The following is a 15,606-nucleotide window of genomic DNA, read 5'->3' as shown; positions in this document are numbered from 1 at the left end:
ACATGACGGAGGACTATTTGAGGAATAGAGGTGTTTGACGATGTCTGGAGCTATCATCGGTTATACAACAGCCTTGTATTCGTTAAAGGCAGACATATCCATAAAAAAAGAACAAATCATAGAACTGACCATGTGTCGAAAAGAAATAAAAGAAGCAAAGTCTGCTCTGGCAGATGCTAACAAGAAAATCACTCATCCAGATCTGACATCACATACATGGTTTGGCCATTTGGCAGACACGTTTGATGACATTCGTGACGGAATGGCATCCGCCAGTCAAAAGATAAAAAGTGTACAGATCACCAATCTAGTGAACCGAATTGATGAAAGAATCAGCGACTTAAAATCAGAGATCCATTCATTAGAACATGAAATTCATTCGGTTGAAAGAAAAATAGAGAAAGAAAAGCAGAAACAACTGAAAGAAAAAAGAGGGTAGTCACATGAGCAGAGAAATTAAAATAGATGCCAGTCAGGTCAAACGAGTATTACAGCATGCAAAACAATCAGGCGCTCAAATGAATGCAACACATCCAACAACCATCAAAGGGAGAAATCAGCTCCTGACGGCAGACACATTAGAAAAAATCAATCAGCAGCTGAACGAATTAAGTAAATCTTACATAGACATTCTTCAGAAACAGCTTGTACAAACAGAACAAGCGGTGAACACCATGATCGAAACGGACAAGGCGCTTGCTTCTAGCAGTAAAAGAAAATAAAGGAGAACGCAATGAAAACCCTTGACGCTTTTGCGCTAATAAACGGAATTGACCAAACGCTGAATACATTAAAGCAGCAATCACAACAGATTAGCTCCATAGAAAAACAAATCCAACAGATCATTTCACTTGATGGCGCACTAAAGGGAGAGGCGGGACAAGGCATCCGGTCCTTTTATACAGAATGTCATATTCCCTTCCTACAATTCTTTCAGGTCGTCATTGAGGAATACAGCACTGCGCTGAAAAACACAAAGCAGGCGCTTCATGCACTTGAATCAAATCAAAACGGCTTTATATCACAAGCATTTATTGAAAACGAACTTGATCAAGGCTTAAAAAAAGCTGAACGAACGATTTCTGAAATCGTATCAGAGGTGAACCACGCCATCGGCAGAATTGGTCATATTGTTCATTTGCCGAATGTAGACGAATCAACTTTTCAGCAAAACTATCAAAAAGCATGGCTCAATACCTCAAGAACCATTGGTCTGCTTCATGCATTTGACAGAGAGCAGACAAGCGCTTTGCAAGAAACAAAAAGTTCCCTTCAAACAATGAAGCAATACATCAATACGTTAAGTGCCATGTTCACCGGCCCAAAAATCGACATCACGAGCTATCAAAAAGGGTCTATTTTCAAAAATGGAAAAGAAGAAAAAATAAGCAGCACCATCAATGGATTGAATGACAAAATAGACAACCCGAAAGACAACCCTATGATGATCATGCTGAAGAAGCTGAGAGAGAAAGAACGGACGAATGTGGAGACGGTTGTTCGGGAAACGCCGTTTAGTAAAATCAAACAAACCACCTTGACCTTAAATGGAAAAGTATACAACTTAAATGAGTATAAAAAGATCAACTTTGAACATGCCAAAACGGTTGACGTCATGCGAGACGGAATGCTGTATCGGTTACGAATATCAGAAAAAAACAAAGTAACGATTGAGAGCGTTAAACCGATTTCTGAAGTGAAAACAGGCGATCAACCCCAAAATATCTTAAATACAGCGGTTGAATTTACCGGAATAAACGACGCAATTCGGGTTATTACAGGAAGAGATCCAATAACAGGTGATAAAGTCGCGGATATGGATCGTTTGGTATCAGGGGTGTACATGGTTCCAAGCACCAACATTGTTAAAGTGGGGAAATATGTTTTTAAAATTATTAAAGGGGAGAAAGTAGCTAAGAGGGTTGAGAAGACAGCAAAGGGTATTGGAAAAGGAGAACAATTATTAGATAAAGTTAAAACATATGAACAAGCTAGAAATAAAACAGTAGACATAGTTGGAGACCTAGGACCCAATTCACAACCATATACAGGTACGCTTAAGTCGAGTGCTGGATATGGTAAAGTTGTTGGTAGACAGTCCGCTGACGGAAAAGTAAGATGGAGATTAGATTATGACCCTAAAAAGGGACCACATATAAATATTGAAGATTTTCGTAATGGTAAAGGGGCGAATGCCCGAAAGATTGCTATTCCATTTGAGGGTAATGAAAACACTTTTAAATCTTTATTAAAACATTTGAATAGATAAGGAGATTTTAGATGAGTTTATTAGATGAGTGTATTGAGGCACTAGGTGAGGATGTACATATTTTATATAAAGGTAATAGAGAGCAAATATTAAATGATTTTGAAAATTCCTTTCCATTTGCTGATTGGGGGCAAATTGAATGGAAGAAAGTATCTTCTTATGAGCAAGTGGATACATTCGATGAAATACGATCCTTTTTAAATCAAAAACTGAATGAGTACAGTGATATTGTTTATGTAATTTGGGATGAAGGGACATTGCCAATTATTCAAACTGCTTTAGATAAAGTATTTGAAGCTATAGATGATGTTACAGCTGTCAGTTTTGATACGTGGATTTTTTCCCCATCTTCTGGATATGCGATTGAAGTTTTTCATGATGGTGAAGTAAAAGTAGGATTAAAATAGAATAGATGCACCCTCAAAGAATTAATTTGAGTCTCTTTGAGGGTTTTGAAATGTTTCTATGAATGGTCATTCTAAGTTTGAACAATATATCTGGTTTTACTTTTTTCTTTGCTAATCAATCCGGCCCACAGACAATCATCACTATTTGACTTACTACAAGCATTTTAACTTACCCTGTGCTGAAGAACTTTCTGAAAAGTACCAAGTTAGGGGTGAAAACAAAGAAGTAAAAAGGGTGATCATATTGAAAATAAAAAAAATAAACTGGATTTCACAAGAAGCCTCAGAAGCTGAAGTGATTGTAACAGATGGCGATCTGGAAATAATGTGTTTTGCTCAACCATTAAATTACCATGAAGAAAATGAACTATTAGAGCCTATTTATTGTTTAGATGTCTCAAACTTAGTGAAAGCTGAATTGTCAGAGTTTAGAATTGAAAAATTAGATGATCATTTTAGTTATAGTTTCTTAGGACAATTAATTGATAAGCGTGATGAAAAAGTGAGAGTAGGCGGACTTTTATTAGAACTGGATTACAATATACCAGGAGATATAAATGAAGGCGATTTTATAAGTTTTAATTGCCAACGATTAGATGTTTATTAGTAGAAGGTGAAGTCTTAAGAGTATCGGAGGCTCTCAAATTATGATCAATTTCCTTCAAAACCCAAACAATCACCTGAACGAATCAGCAAGTGACAAACAAATCAAAAAGGCAGAATCCCAACTAAACATGGTGCTGCCTCATGCTCATAAGACCTTACTTAAACAGACAAATGGATGTTCCGTTGGAGGCGATGTCCTACTATATGGCACTGAGGACCTTGCGGAACGCAATGCAACGTGGGAAGTTCATCATTATGCCAACGGCTATGTAGCCATTGGCGACGATGGTGGCGGACAAGTATTTCTCATGCGTCAGACCGAAGAAGAAAAACGCGTATGGATTGTGGACGCTGGTGTGATGGACCCTCAGCATGCAGAGTTGGTGACGGAAAACTTGCTGGAGTGGGTGAGTGGAGGATGTATCGTTGAATGAACACAGCTTTCAAATGTATGAATCACTGAAAAGTAAAACTGAATTATCCAACTGAACGCTCTGTGACGTCAAATGTCATGGAGCTTTTTTAATGATCTCTTCGATTCTCCCCATGTTATAATAAACACAGTTTATGAACGAGAGGATATGCAGGACATGAAAAATGAACCTATTGAGTTACTGACACAGCCGAAATGGCGAATCATAGATCAATCGAGCCTCGGTCTTTATGTGGACCCGAAGCAATCCTTTGCGATGGATGATACGCTTTGTGCGTCGGTCGGGAAGGGACTCTCACCAGCGACAGCGCGTTCTTGGGTGCATCACAATACAATTGTGCTTGGGATTCAGGATACAAGACTTCCTTTTCTCCAAGATGGTGTAAAGCTCCTCGAAGAAGAGGGCTATCGCGTCATTGTACGCAACTCAGGCGGCCTTGCTGTGGTGCTGGATGAAGGTGTCTTGAATGTGTCGTTAATCTTTGCGGAACAAAAAAAGGGCATTGATATTGACCGCGGGTATGATGCGATGGTGGAATTGGTCTGCCGGATGCTGTCTAAGTATGAGGTGGACATTGAAGCTTATGAGATTGTCGGCTCTTATTGTCCGGGCAGTTATGACCTAAGCATCAATGGAAAGAAATTTGCAGGCATTTCTCAGCGTAGATTACGCGGGGGAGTTGCTGTGCAAATTTATTTGTGTGCAGATGGAAGCGGGCGGGAACGTGCTGACTTGATCCGCCGTTTTTATGACGCCGCCTTAAAGGACAAACGAGAAGAAGTGAAGGCCGTATTTCCTGATATACAACCTGATACGATGGCGTCTTTATCAGAATTAACTGGAGAACCAATTGATTATGCGCTTCTTATGCGTCTTTTACTAGAAGAGCTTCAAACGTTAAGTGATCAGCTGACAGCGTCAGGACTGAACGCAGATGAACAGCTAGAATTTGAAAAAAACATGACGCGGATGATTGAGCGGAATGAAAAGGTGTTCTCTTAAAAATCTTGGAAAGCATAGAGGTGAAGTGATGGAAACCAAGCTCGAGAAAGCCATTGAACTTCGAAAAAGTGGACACCTTCAAGAATCAAATGAAATGCTCTCTCATCTTGTAGAGAAGTATCCAGACGATGCCTCTATTCATTATCAATGTGCCTGGAGTTATGACTTGCTAGGAGAGGAAAGGCAAGCTGTCTTTTTTTATGAAAGAGCCATTGAGTTAGGATTGTCTTCAGAAGAACTAGAAGACGCTCTACTAGGGTTAGGAAGTACATACAGAACCTTAGGAGAATATGAAAAGTCCAAGCACATGTTCCTAAGAGGGATAGAAACTTATCCAGATAACAAAGCCATACAAACGTTTTATGCCATGACTTTGTATAATTTGAAAGAACATAGCAAAGCAATGGAAATGTTACTGAACTGTTTAACTGAAACGACAACAGATCCTACTATTTTGAGTTATCGAAAAGCGATTGATTTTTATTCGAATCAGTTAGATAAATTGTGGAAATAAACCATTTAATAGAATAGTCAAGTAGAAACGGAGGGGCACTTTAATGGAAGAATCCCCTCCTTCGTTATGTTGTTTTTATGCGATAGTCATTTATGACATAAGAAAGAAGGAAAATGTATTGTCATTATTCACCACGTATTACCCGCTGTTTATGCTTTGCGTTTTGTCTGTGTTGTATGTAATGTATCGTATTCAACCGATGGCCTCTACGGTTAAAAAAATCATCATTGTGCTCTGTGTGTTCACAAATGCCGCTTATATTTGCTGGCGTCTTTTCTTTACACTGCCTCATGAAGGTACTTTTAATATTGTGATGGGTATTTTGCTTGTTGCTTGTGAATGCATTGGATTTTTACAGCTGCTTGTGTTTTATACACTTGTTTGGAAACCTTCCAATCGGAAGCAAGTCATGATCAGTGATCTTGACAGGCTACCAACAGTTGATATTTTCATAGCTACATATAATGAACCAATTGAAGTGCTGAAACGCACTGTTGCAGGTTGTGTGAATCTCTCTTATCCAAAGGACAAAGTCCACATTTATTTATGTGATGATGGAAAACGGGCGTCTGTAGAGCAGCTTGCTTCTGAGTTTGGTGTTCATTATCTGACGAGAACCGATAACAAGTTTGCGAAGGCGGGTAATTTAAACCATGCGATGTCTCAAACGAATGGGGAGCTGATTCTCACACTTGATGCCGATATGGTTCCCCTTCCTGCCTTTTTAGAAAAAACAGTGCCTTATTTTCATGATGGAGCGACGGCGTTTGTTCAAGTTCCACAGGCGTTTTATAACGAAGATCCTTTCCAATATAATATGTTCTCGAAGGATCGAATTCCGAATGAGCAGGACTTCTTCATGCAAACCCTTCAAGCTGGGAAGGATCGGTTTAATGCTGTGATGTATGTCGGTAGTAATACTGTCTTTAGAAGAATGGCCTTAGATGAAATTGGTGGATTTGCTACTGGGGTGATTACAGAAGACATGGCGACAGGAATGCTGCTCCAAGGCAAGTTCAAATCTGTGTCTGTCGGAGAAGTATTAGCCGTCGGTCTGGCACCTGAAAGCTGGCTAGATCTGTTAAAGCAGAGAGATCGGTGGTCAAGAGGGAACATTCAGTGTGCCCGTAAGTTTAATCCTTTGAAGGTTCGCGGCTTAACGCTGATGCAGCGAGTTCTTTATTTAGATGGTATTGTGTATTGGTTTAACGGTTTGTTTAAAATGATTTACATTCTCACACCGATTTTGTTTTTATTGTTTGGTATTCAAAGTTTCTGGGCAGATTTCCAGTCCATTTTCATGTTCTGGCTACCGGCGTTCTTTAGTTCCTATTTAGCATTTAAACTGGTGTCGAATCAAAAAAGAAGCATGTTTTGGAGTCATATTTATGAAAGCTCGATGGCATTTCACCTAGCTGGTGTGGCTTTAAGTGAGCTGTTTTTCAAAAAGAGAGTCGAATTTCTTGTCACACCAAAGGGAATTCAAACAGACAAAAGACACTTTCATTTGAAAACGATGATTCCCCATTTGATCTTTTTGCTGCTCTCATTGCTTGTCCTAGTGAAAATAGGATACGATGTGAAGGTAAACGGAACGATGAATGCTGATCTCACGTTGATTAATATATTTTGGGTGTTGTATAACGGTGCAGGTCTATTCATGGCACTGCTTGTGGCGTTTGATCGTCCGCGTTATCGAAAATCAGAGCGGTTTATCATTGAAAAAGAGGGACAGCTTCGTTCTGATCATCAAGATCAGTCGATTGCATGTTTCCTGCTAGATATGAGTGATTCAGGAGCGCGACTCTCCATTCCATTGGATCAAGCTTCTTCTCTTTATCAAGGACAACAGCAATTATTCTTTACAGAGGATGAAAGCGTGACGTGTGACGTCGTCTGGAGCTATCCAGAGGAAGACAAGCTGATGGTAGGTGTTGCTTTTACTGACACACAAAAATCAGAGTATCTATCACTGATCCGCTTCCTATTCACACGAGAGCATGTAGCCATTACGGATCGTGAGAAAAAATCCTATGCTGTTCGGACGTTTCTCCGCTTTATAAGAGAAACAGAGAAAGTGCCAAAGGCTATACGGCGAAAATGGATGAGAAAACCTTTAAAAGGTGTGACAGGCACGTTATCATCTGAGGACAAATTAGAAGAGAAGGTGCCGCTTGTCATACACGATATTAGTGTATCTGGGTGTAAAATCGAGTCTGAAGCTGTCATTGAATTACATGAGAAAGTACGGATCACCATTGATGCAGAATCTCTGACAGATCAGCCGGCGATTGCCGTTTGGACTTCAAAAAAACGCGGCCGCACAATGGTCGGACTCAAATTTGTTCAACCTGACATCAAGCAGATAGAAGAAAGAGAGGGAGTAGTTTCTTGAAATCAAAAAACGGCGGTTACCTCTATTTACTATGGCTTCCTATTATCATAGGAGCTGGCTACGGCATTTCGCTTTTGGTGCCGTTTCTTCAGCCTGTACTGACACTTGGCATCGCAGGTCTGTACATTTTTATATTTGGTGATTTTCAGGTGAGACAAGTCAGGTATATTTTTATGTTTGTCTTTTTGATTAATGTCCTATTTAGTGTGATGCTATTTTTAGGCATTTAAAAAAGTGCTTCCCGCAGATGGGGAGCACTTTTTGTTATTCTGCCATTTTTTCGAGGTTGCCGTTTCGGTCCATTTTAAAGGTTGGAGCGGCAGTGTCGTCCTCTTCAAACAAAACTAGTTTTCTTGCACGGTTCATGATTTTGACGAGTGTTTCATAATCTTCTTGAATGGTGAGCTGATCCTTTTCAAGCTTTTTCACTTCTGCTTCTAGCTGCGTGACTTTATGTGAAAGTTCGTTATTTTCTCGTTTTAACCGGCTGTTTTCCATGCGTAAGGCAGAGGATTGCTGTCCATCGCCTTCATAGCGGCGCAAGAAATCAATGACATCTTCGATGGTTAACTCCTGTTGCTGCCTAAAAGGATTGGCTTCTGGTTTTTTCTCTACGACATGAGAAGCCTGTGACAATAAATGTGATAAACTAGCTAACTCTTCATTGTAGCTTTGGTCTACAAACTGGAGCTGCTCTGCTGTTTCAGATGCTGGTGCAAACGTTTCTTCCTTCGCTGGCTCCAGCTCCTGTGAGAATTCCTCTTGCGTGACCGTTTCTTCTACTCGCGGCTGATAGAGTAATCGTTTCTTTGCAGGCTGGCCGTTGCCGAGCGCACGCATGCGTTGTTTCCGCTGTTTTTTAGCAAGGGCTAGAGCTTTTTCATATTGATGCCTCACAACAGCATTCCATCTAAAACCGCAAGCAGCTGAGGTGCGATTTAGTTTATCTCCTACTTCTTCAAATGCATTCAGCTGTGTGCTGCCCTCTCTCACGTGACGTAAGACGGTTTCCGCCAAAAGGAGATCATCTTCCTCTGACCAAGCATCTTGTCTTTGTTTTGACATGTTTAAACCCCCATATGATTTGATGGTATTAGATTAGCCAAGTTCAAGAAGGTTTATACAAGTTTGCTAAAAGGATAGTGGAAAATACTAGCTTTTATATGAGCACGTCTCAGCAATTATCATGCGTCTTGCAAGTCCAGCCGCTTCGATGTACAATGTTGGGTGGTATATTATGACTCTTGGTTGTCCAACTGTTTCATATAAAATGAAGTTCATCATTGAAAGGAAGCGTAAGACCATGGCTAATGAGTTTCGCGTATGTGACGATTGCGATGCGACGAACCTAAAGACGTTGTTGCCTCGACTCAAATCGGTTGACCCTGATGCAAAAATTGAAATTGGCTGTCAATCCTATTGTGGTCCAGGACGAAAAAAGGCTTTTGCGTTTGTAAACAATCGCCCATTATCCGCACCAACAGAAGATGAGTTACTCGAAAAGGTTCAAAAAAAAGTCAAATAAATGTCACTGAATGTGTTCAGTCGACCTAAAAAGAGGTCCGTCCCTGTCAGGTCGGGCTTTTTACGTCCGTGCAATCGTTGAGAACACATTCACGAGCAAATTCAAGGATGTTTTCGGGAAAAGTTACCCGATATAATAGAAACACGTCTTAAAAAAAGAGGGACGAAACGATGGCGTATCCAAAAGGGAAATTATCTGAGGAAAAGGTATTTAAAGATCCTGTGCACCGTTATGTTCACGTACGGGACGCATTAATATGGGATTTAATAGGAACAAGAGAATTTCAGCGCCTGCGCCGAATTAAACAGCTAGGAACCACTTATTTGACGTTTCATGGTGCAGAACACAGCCGTTTCAATCATTCGCTCGGTGTATACGAGATTGTGAGACGGATTGTGGATGATGTATTCAAAGGACGGCCGGAATGGGATGAGGGAGAACGCGAGCTTGTCCTGAGTGCGGCCTTGCTTCATGACCTCGGACATGGACCATTTTCTCATTCCTTTGAAAAGGTCTTCCACTTAGATCATGAATCGTTTACAAGAGATATTATTTTAGGGCAAACCGAAGTCAATGAAGTGCTTCGCCGGGTGAGTGATGATTTCCCTAAGCATGTAGCAGAAGTCATTGCGAAAACGTATCAAAACAAACAGGTGGTCAGTTTGATCTCAAGTCAAATCGATGCCGATCGTATGGACTACTTGCAGCGTGATGCCTACTATACAGGCGTCAGCTACGGCCATTTTGATATGGAGCGTATTTTGCGCGTAATGCGTCCTAGAGAAGATCAGATTGTGATGAAGCAGAGCGGGATGCATGCGGTCGAGGATTATATTATGAGCCGCTATCAAATGTATTGGCAAGTCTATTTCCACCCCGTGACACGCAGTGCGGAAGTCATTTTAACGAAAATTCTCCATCGTGCAAAAGAGCTGCATGAAACGGGTTATATTTTCACACATGCCCCTGTTCATTTTTATTCGATTTTTGAGGGAAATGTCACCACAGAGGACTATATTAAACTGGATGAATCTATTGTCTTATTTTATTTTCAGGCGTGGGAAGATGAAGAAGATCACGTGCTGGCTGATTTGTGCCGCCGTTTTATGAACCGTCGATTGTTCCAATATACAGAGTTTAATCCGAATGAAGAAATGACGAAATATTTCAAGCTGACCGCCTTGTTCAAGGAGGCAGGCATTGATCCTGACTATTATTTAGTCGTCGACTCTTCCTCTGACTTGCCATACGACTTCTACAGACCAGGTGAGGAAGAAGAGAGACTGCCGATTCACCTTTTGACGCAAAGTGGTCACATTAAAGAGCTGTCGAGACAGTCAGATATTGTTGATGCCATTTCCGGTAAACGAAGAACCGATCATAAACTTTATTTCCCGATGGACTTAATTGTAGATATGTCGGAAAAAGCTGAAGAAAAGAAGGCGATCATGAAGCTGCTTGGATTGGGATAAGGAAGTACTGAAAAAGGAGATGTCGGGAATTTGTTGAAAGAGCATGCAAAGTTGATGAAGGTATTCTCTGAATCTGGGGAAATCGTTGGACGGAAGAAGCTGCAAAAGATGATTTACATAGCAAAAAAGCTAGATTTGCCTTTTTACGAGAAATACGATTTTCACTTTTATGGCCCCTATTCAGAGGAGTTGACGCTCAGAATTGAAGAGCTGTGCAACCTTGGATTCTTGGACGAAATGAAGGAAAAAAAAGGCGGATACTATCAGTATCGTTATTCGCTGACGGACAATGGGAAAGAGTTTCTCGATCAGTGCGAAGTGGACATGCCTGACCTCAAAGTGCTGACGCAGCAGATGAACGAGCAGTCGTCTCGTTTCCTAGAGCTCGTCTCTACGATTTTATACTTTGATGATCTGCCAAAAGATGAGGTAAAGGAAAAGGTCTTCACCATTAAAAGCAAGCAGCGCTATACGGACGAAGAATTTGAGGATGCTCTTGCTTATATTGCTCAATTGAAGGAATTGAACTAGCTTCACAAAAGCCCCGCATTTAGGGCTTTTTTTGTTTTTGTAAGACCTAGACCAAAAGCGCTAATTTTCGATGAAATGTGTACTGAACGATTCAGAAAATTAGTGAATATGACGTATTTCGACTTTCTTCCTGTGTATCTAATTCCCTGTTTTTTGACTGAATAGAAGGAAAATGGTGAATTTTCAGTGAATATATAACTTTGTGAAAATCAAAGGAGGGATAGGAATGAAAAAGCGTTCAGTCTTTTTGTCATTTTTATTGGTAGGTAGTTTGTTACCGGGAGTAAGTTCAGCTTCAGCACCAGTCGCGAGTGCTAGTCATGATCATGGTCATACGCCATTCGAAACACATATTAGCGAGGGGTTGCCAAAGGCAAACGATTTTAAAGATTTGACGAAAGCACCTCCAATTGAACGAGATGTGACAACAAAGGTATTAGATGAGTCTGGTAAGCAAGTAGGCTCTAGAACCTTTAAGGCGAATACAGGGGATTCTATTTCAACAAAGGCAAGCACAGGCAGTCAAAAAGTAACGGTTTATGCTGTAGCAGATGCGCAGTATCGTGCGAAATATAGTGACTGGCAGACGCGCATTGTCAGCATCATCGAGCAAGCGGACGTCACCTTTAACCGTGATCATGATGTCGACTTTGTCGTACAAGCAGTAGGATCTTGGACATCTTCTGGATCAAATGCAGAGCAAATTTTATCTAACCTGTCGCGCAGCTTTGATGGCAGAGGATACGATTTTGTCACTGGCTTTACAGCTAATCCAAACTTTGATGCGGGCGGAATCGCGTATGTATACAATAGTGCACCGCGCGGAAGTGCATTCGCCGTTAACCTTGATCAAGGAACAGCGAATACTGCAAAAGCGGCTACGCATGAATACGGTCATAACTTTGGCTTACCACATGACCCTCAAGGCAGCGGCATTGTCTGCTTAATGAATTATGATTATTCCTACACAGTCGATTTCTTTGATGCGGCTCATAAAAATCAAGTGAACCGTAACAAAGCGTGGTACAGATAAGAGCTAGTATGATTTAATTCAAGAACAAATCATAAACTATTGTCAAAGGGTTAGAGTGAAGTTATTTTAACCCTTTGATTTCTCTTAAAATACTTATTAGAAAATAAATATATTTTGATTGGATGTTCAGAATATATAATTTGACAATGATCTCGCATCTAAAGTGTCTAAATACTATTTATAATAATGTGGTGAGAAAGATCCTTATCTTAAATAAGGTTTTATTTTGAAAAAAAGTTAAATTTTAGTTGTTATTTAAAGTAAACTATGATTAAATTCTATTATGTTTCAAATCTATAATCAGATGGAGGGGGTGAAATAAAATGACAGCAAGAGTGAATGCTTTCAAAATCTCAGGCTTACTTTTAGCGAGTATTGCATTATTATTTGCTTACTTTTTTGTGATGGGGAACTTACCTATTGCTTATCTGACTAAAGAGTTTGGTATTCCGTCAGCAGTAGGTAGTACAATTACTTGGTACCTAGACATGGGGGCAACAGCTTCAGTCATAATCGGTATATTATCAGGTTTTTTAACCGGGGGATTAGGACTAATTGCAAATGCCGGCAGACAAGCACTTACAGTCTATCTTAAAGAACAACTTAGAGAAAGAGGCAAAAAGGCCTTTATTGCTTGGTAAGGTAAAATTATTCTAATAAGAGGAGAAGTCCTCTTATTAGAATGAAATGAGATCATTAGGGAATATTATTTTAGGAGTTATTCATGTGATAACAAGATACATAAATATTTTAAAAATCCATTTGATTATGCGTGCTGAAAAAGACTATTCCTTTTTACTAAAGTTTATTCCTTTTTTTAAGAGGATAAAAAATATTGCTATATTTAAGATGATTATTCACACTATTTTTTCAATCATCCTAATCCTTTTTTTATATAACAAGTACGGTGTTTTTGTTGATAAATGGAATGAAATGTTCTTATTTGGGATATTCCTTTTATTATTCCTCTTAGCTCTAACTAGTGGAATTTCAACATATAGAAGGACCCATTTTTCAATATATCAGGATCTATTGAGTACAACTCCACTAAGTCAGCGACAAATATATGTTTTACTACTGACTGAAGAACTGCTTTGGTTTTTGATGCAATATGGAAATATTTTAATAACAGCAATTGTATGTCTCTATTTTATTTTGAAAATACCTTTAAGTTTTTTTTTATTGCTAAATTCCAATCTTATTTTGTTTATTTTCTTCACATTTATAATTTCGAATCTTTTAATGGGGAAGTATCAAACATATAAAATTAAAAATAAAATTGGTTTCTTTAGATTTGTTATATATATGTTTTTTTCCTGTGTTTTAATGACTCTTGGATACATAATGAGTCATCAATTCGCAAAACTAATATTTGCTTTAAGAGAACCATTTAAAAATGTAGAACAGCTATTAAATGATTCCTATTGGATTCGTGTGAAAAATATATTTGTTCAAGAATTCAAGGGGAATTTTGTTTATTTTAAAAAAATTATTGCGAGTATTTACGACGGTATTATATATTCTATTAACCTACCAATATTAATATTGGTATTCTTTGCTTTAACGATGTGTATTGTCTTTATTACACGTTATTTTTATCCAAATTATTATAAAAATGAACAAATAAAATCTAAGCAGGAATTATTTGATTGGTTAACACTTTATATAAAACTAGTAAATAAGATTTTCAGAGCAGAGAATAATTTTCTGTTTAAAAAAGAGCTTATTAATTTAGAAAGAAAACGTTGGATCGTATCACCAGGAGTCTTTTCTATTATTATATATTCGTTAGAAGGCTTTTTTTATTGTGGGGTTTTATTAGGGATAGTGGAAAACTCTGATAACAGTTCATTCATTATGGCAATGCTACTTCTCTTTAATGTTTTAACAATAATTATTCATTGCTTTGAAGTTTCTTATGAGTATCCTCAAGTATTCTTTTTAGGTTCTGAAGGTAAAAGTATCCATTTGTTAAAAACGTCTCCAAATGGTGTAGAAAAATTATTTGAATCTAAAATAAAATTGTTGGAAGTATGTTTATTTATACCTCTTGTTATTAATATCATCATATCTTTAATTGTTATCAATTTAATGAAAGAATTGAATTTGATATCTTGTTTGCAAATATTTATATTGTTGTTTGCTGTGTATAAAATATCACCACTCATTCAATTGTATATGGCTCCTTTATTTTCTAAATTTTCTTTTGATGATATACAGGAAGTTGGAAGTACATACGATGAAAAAATATTGCATATTAAGTCTCAAAGTCTACCAAGAAACTTTATACTAGTTCCACTTTTAATTTTTAGCTTCATAAACATATTTGTACCTATTTATAAATGGATTCATTATATTGACTGGTACTATTTTATTTATTTCATGTTATCAATGATTGTGTTTAAAATAATATCTAAAAAAATTATTGAAAAGGGAATTGAGAAGATAGAAAGAGGTATTTTTTGACTAAATTAATTAACATCTTAAAAAGATGGAAGAATATTTATATTTTATTCATAATAATATTTTTTGCAGGTGTTTTGGGTGGTATATTTTTTCGAAAAGGAGGTTCGGTTCAATCTAATTCTGATAGTGTATATTATGGAAGCATATTTCTAAATAATCTAGATGTTGGTTTACTTTGTCTAATTGGTGGACTATTTACGTGTGGTGCTATTCCTATATTTGTAATGTGTATGAATGGTTATGTTGTCGGTAATACAATTAATAGTTTGATAATTAAAGGAAATATAGAATCTTTGTTTACAGGATTACTGCCACACTTTTTTATTGAGTTGTTTGGTTTGTTATCCTTCTCAGTCCTTGGAACGTTTACAGGAGTGATATTTTTGAGATTTTTTCAAGGTGAAATTCGTAAAGTTAATTATTTAAAAATGATTAGAGAGGGTTTCATAATGCTCTTCATCGCAACATCATTTTTATTTCTTGGAGCGATAATTGAAGATTTTGTGAGTTGGGTTTGAATATAACTAGGTTAAAAATTTCATTTTAGGAGGAAAAGATGCAACTTGTTTTTAAACCCCAGAATTATTTAACGTTAAATATAGAAAAAGTAACTAGTAGATCAATATTGTTTCAAAACTTAATCATTATTTTATTCAATATGTTTTTTGTAACTTGTATTATCGTGCAAATTCTCCCTAGTAGTGAAAATTACAACTTCTTCGCTCTATATGTCTTTATTGCTTTTGTGTTCACACCTTTTTACTTAATCATTAATTTTATTATTTCTTTGGTGTATTTAATAGTCATGATTTTTTTCCACCCTACATTAAAAATAAGTCATTTCTTTGTTGTCATTTTGACTTACAACTCATTAATATTTTTTGGGAATTCAGTCGGTATAAATTTAATATTTATGTTTGAAAATTCTTTTATCATGTTCATGGTGGTTCTT

The 15,606-nt window shown here is 37.7% G+C and carries 18 protein-coding genes; 17 read left to right on the top strand and 1 reads right to left on the bottom strand.

What is annotated here, in order from left to right; genetic code table 11:
- Positions 1-40 precede the first annotated feature (40 nt).
- The 10 genes from NKR21_RS19270 (at position 41) to NKR21_RS19225 (ending at position 7,857) form a co-directional block, all read left to right on the top strand.
- Positions 41-439: a YwqH-like family protein gene (locus NKR21_RS19270; protein WP_144455312.1), complete on the top strand. Its 399-nt coding sequence runs from the start codon at positions 41-43 to the stop codon at positions 437-439.
- A gap of 4 nt (positions 440-443) precedes the next feature.
- Complete coding sequence (locus tag NKR21_RS19265) at positions 444-722, top strand: YwqI/YxiC family protein (protein ID WP_144455314.1); 279 nt, start codon at positions 444-446, stop codon at positions 720-722.
- Positions 723-733: 11 nt separating this feature from the next.
- The gene (locus NKR21_RS19260) at positions 734-2,269 is read left to right on the top strand and encodes a T7SS effector LXG polymorphic toxin (RefSeq protein ID WP_119125520.1); all 1,536 of its coding nucleotides are present in this window, start codon (positions 734-736) and stop codon (positions 2,267-2,269) included.
- 11 nt (positions 2,270-2,280) lie between these two features.
- On the top strand, positions 2,281-2,676 hold the full coding sequence (locus NKR21_RS19255) for a CDI toxin immunity protein (protein WP_119125519.1): 396 nt from the start codon (positions 2,281-2,283) through the stop codon (positions 2,674-2,676).
- 244 nt (positions 2,677-2,920) lie between these two features.
- Entirely contained in the window at positions 2,921-3,283 is a 363-nt protein-coding gene (locus NKR21_RS19250) for a hypothetical protein (protein WP_119125518.1), read from the top strand.
- A gap of 40 nt (positions 3,284-3,323) precedes the next feature.
- Positions 3,324-3,716: an SMI1/KNR4 family protein gene (locus NKR21_RS19245; RefSeq protein WP_119125517.1), complete on the top strand. Its 393-nt coding sequence runs from the start codon at positions 3,324-3,326 to the stop codon at positions 3,714-3,716.
- Positions 3,717-3,872: 156 nt separating this feature from the next.
- Positions 3,873-4,718: an octanoyl-[GcvH]:protein N-octanoyltransferase gene (gene lipL, locus NKR21_RS19240; protein WP_144455316.1), complete on the top strand. Its 846-nt coding sequence runs from the start codon at positions 3,873-3,875 to the stop codon at positions 4,716-4,718.
- A 28-nt stretch (positions 4,719-4,746) separates the two neighbouring features.
- Positions 4,747-5,232 carry a tetratricopeptide repeat protein gene (locus tag NKR21_RS19235; protein ID WP_144455318.1) on the top strand — a complete coding sequence of 162 codons (486 nt, stop codon included), beginning with the start codon at positions 4,747-4,749 and terminating at the stop codon, positions 5,230-5,232.
- Between the two features lie 118 nt (positions 5,233-5,350).
- Positions 5,351-7,627 (top strand): glycosyltransferase, encoded by a 2,277-nt coding sequence (locus NKR21_RS19230; RefSeq protein ID WP_144455320.1) that lies wholly within the window; start codon positions 5,351-5,353, stop codon positions 7,625-7,627.
- Positions 7,624-7,857, top strand: a complete 234-nt coding sequence (locus NKR21_RS19225) for a DUF5970 family protein (RefSeq protein ID WP_119125513.1) — start codon at positions 7,624-7,626, stop codon at positions 7,855-7,857. The genes NKR21_RS19230 and NKR21_RS19225 overlap by 4 nt, the downstream gene beginning before the upstream one ends.
- Before the next feature lie 34 nt (positions 7,858-7,891).
- Here the strand turns inward: NKR21_RS19225 and NKR21_RS19220 are convergent, their stop codons facing one another.
- Positions 7,892-8,692, bottom strand: a complete 801-nt coding sequence (locus tag NKR21_RS19220) for an RsfA family transcriptional regulator (protein WP_144455322.1) — start codon at positions 8,690-8,692, stop codon at positions 7,892-7,894.
- Between the two features lie 238 nt (positions 8,693-8,930).
- On the opposite strand from NKR21_RS19220, the gene NKR21_RS19215 reads away from it, so the two are divergent.
- From NKR21_RS19215 to NKR21_RS19185, 7 genes are all read left to right on the top strand, one after another.
- Entirely contained in the window at positions 8,931-9,152 is a 222-nt protein-coding gene (locus NKR21_RS19215; protein ID WP_003215259.1) for a YuzB family protein, read from the top strand.
- A 170-nt stretch (positions 9,153-9,322) separates the two neighbouring features.
- Positions 9,323-10,624, top strand: coding sequence for an HD domain-containing protein (locus NKR21_RS19210; protein WP_007497716.1), 1,302 nt, complete (start codon positions 9,323-9,325; stop codon positions 10,622-10,624).
- 30 nt (positions 10,625-10,654) lie between these two features.
- A complete protein-coding gene (locus NKR21_RS19205) occupies positions 10,655-11,155 on the top strand; it encodes a YwgA family protein (protein ID WP_144455325.1) in 501 nt (166 codons plus the stop codon).
- 226 nt (positions 11,156-11,381) lie between these two features.
- Complete coding sequence (locus NKR21_RS19200) at positions 11,382-12,188, top strand: zinc-dependent metalloprotease (RefSeq protein ID WP_144455327.1); 807 nt, start codon at positions 11,382-11,384, stop codon at positions 12,186-12,188.
- 323 nt (positions 12,189-12,511) lie between these two features.
- Positions 12,512-12,829: an uberolysin/carnocyclin family circular bacteriocin gene (locus tag NKR21_RS19195; RefSeq protein WP_107162921.1), complete on the top strand. Its 318-nt coding sequence runs from the start codon at positions 12,512-12,514 to the stop codon at positions 12,827-12,829.
- Positions 12,830-12,914: 85 nt separating this feature from the next.
- Positions 12,915-14,654 carry a hypothetical protein gene (locus tag NKR21_RS19190; protein ID WP_144455329.1) on the top strand — a complete coding sequence of 580 codons (1,740 nt, stop codon included), beginning with the start codon at positions 12,915-12,917 and terminating at the stop codon, positions 14,652-14,654.
- Entirely contained in the window at positions 14,651-15,172 is a 522-nt protein-coding gene (locus tag NKR21_RS19185) for a stage II sporulation protein M (RefSeq protein WP_144455331.1), read from the top strand. The genes NKR21_RS19190 and NKR21_RS19185 overlap by 4 nt, the downstream gene beginning before the upstream one ends.
- The last annotated feature ends 434 nt before the right edge of the window (positions 15,173-15,606 follow it).

The organism is Bacillus sp. 1735sda2, from assembly GCF_024159245.1.
Lineage (GTDB): Bacteria > Bacillota > Bacilli > Bacillales > Bacillaceae > Bacillus > Bacillus pumilus_O.
Note: the sequence above shows the minus strand (reverse complement) of the source record. Positions and strands in the feature narration are given on the sequence as shown.

Coding starts and splice junctions, on each gene's coding strand:
- NKR21_RS19270 (WP_144455312.1), top strand. CDS start 41: ATGTCTGGAGCTATCATCGGTTATACAACAGCCTTGTATTCGTTAAAG.
- NKR21_RS19265 (WP_144455314.1), top strand. CDS start 444: ATGAGCAGAGAAATTAAAATAGATGCCAGTCAGGTCAAACGAGTATTA.
- NKR21_RS19260 (WP_119125520.1), top strand. CDS start 734: ATGAAAACCCTTGACGCTTTTGCGCTAATAAACGGAATTGACCAAACG.
- NKR21_RS19255 (WP_119125519.1), top strand. CDS start 2,281: ATGAGTTTATTAGATGAGTGTATTGAGGCACTAGGTGAGGATGTACAT.
- NKR21_RS19245 (WP_119125517.1), top strand. CDS start 3,324: ATGATCAATTTCCTTCAAAACCCAAACAATCACCTGAACGAATCAGCA.
- lipL (WP_144455316.1), top strand. CDS start 3,873: ATGAAAAATGAACCTATTGAGTTACTGACACAGCCGAAATGGCGAATC.
- NKR21_RS19235 (WP_144455318.1), top strand. CDS start 4,747: ATGGAAACCAAGCTCGAGAAAGCCATTGAACTTCGAAAAAGTGGACAC.
- NKR21_RS19220 (WP_144455322.1), bottom strand. CDS start 8,692: ATGTCAAAACAAAGACAAGATGCTTGGTCAGAGGAAGATGATCTCCTT.
- NKR21_RS19215 (WP_003215259.1), top strand. CDS start 8,931: ATGGCTAATGAGTTTCGCGTATGTGACGATTGCGATGCGACGAACCTA.
- NKR21_RS19210 (WP_007497716.1), top strand. CDS start 9,323: ATGGCGTATCCAAAAGGGAAATTATCTGAGGAAAAGGTATTTAAAGAT.
- NKR21_RS19200 (WP_144455327.1), top strand. CDS start 11,382: ATGAAAAAGCGTTCAGTCTTTTTGTCATTTTTATTGGTAGGTAGTTTG.
- NKR21_RS19195 (WP_107162921.1), top strand. CDS start 12,512: ATGACAGCAAGAGTGAATGCTTTCAAAATCTCAGGCTTACTTTTAGCG.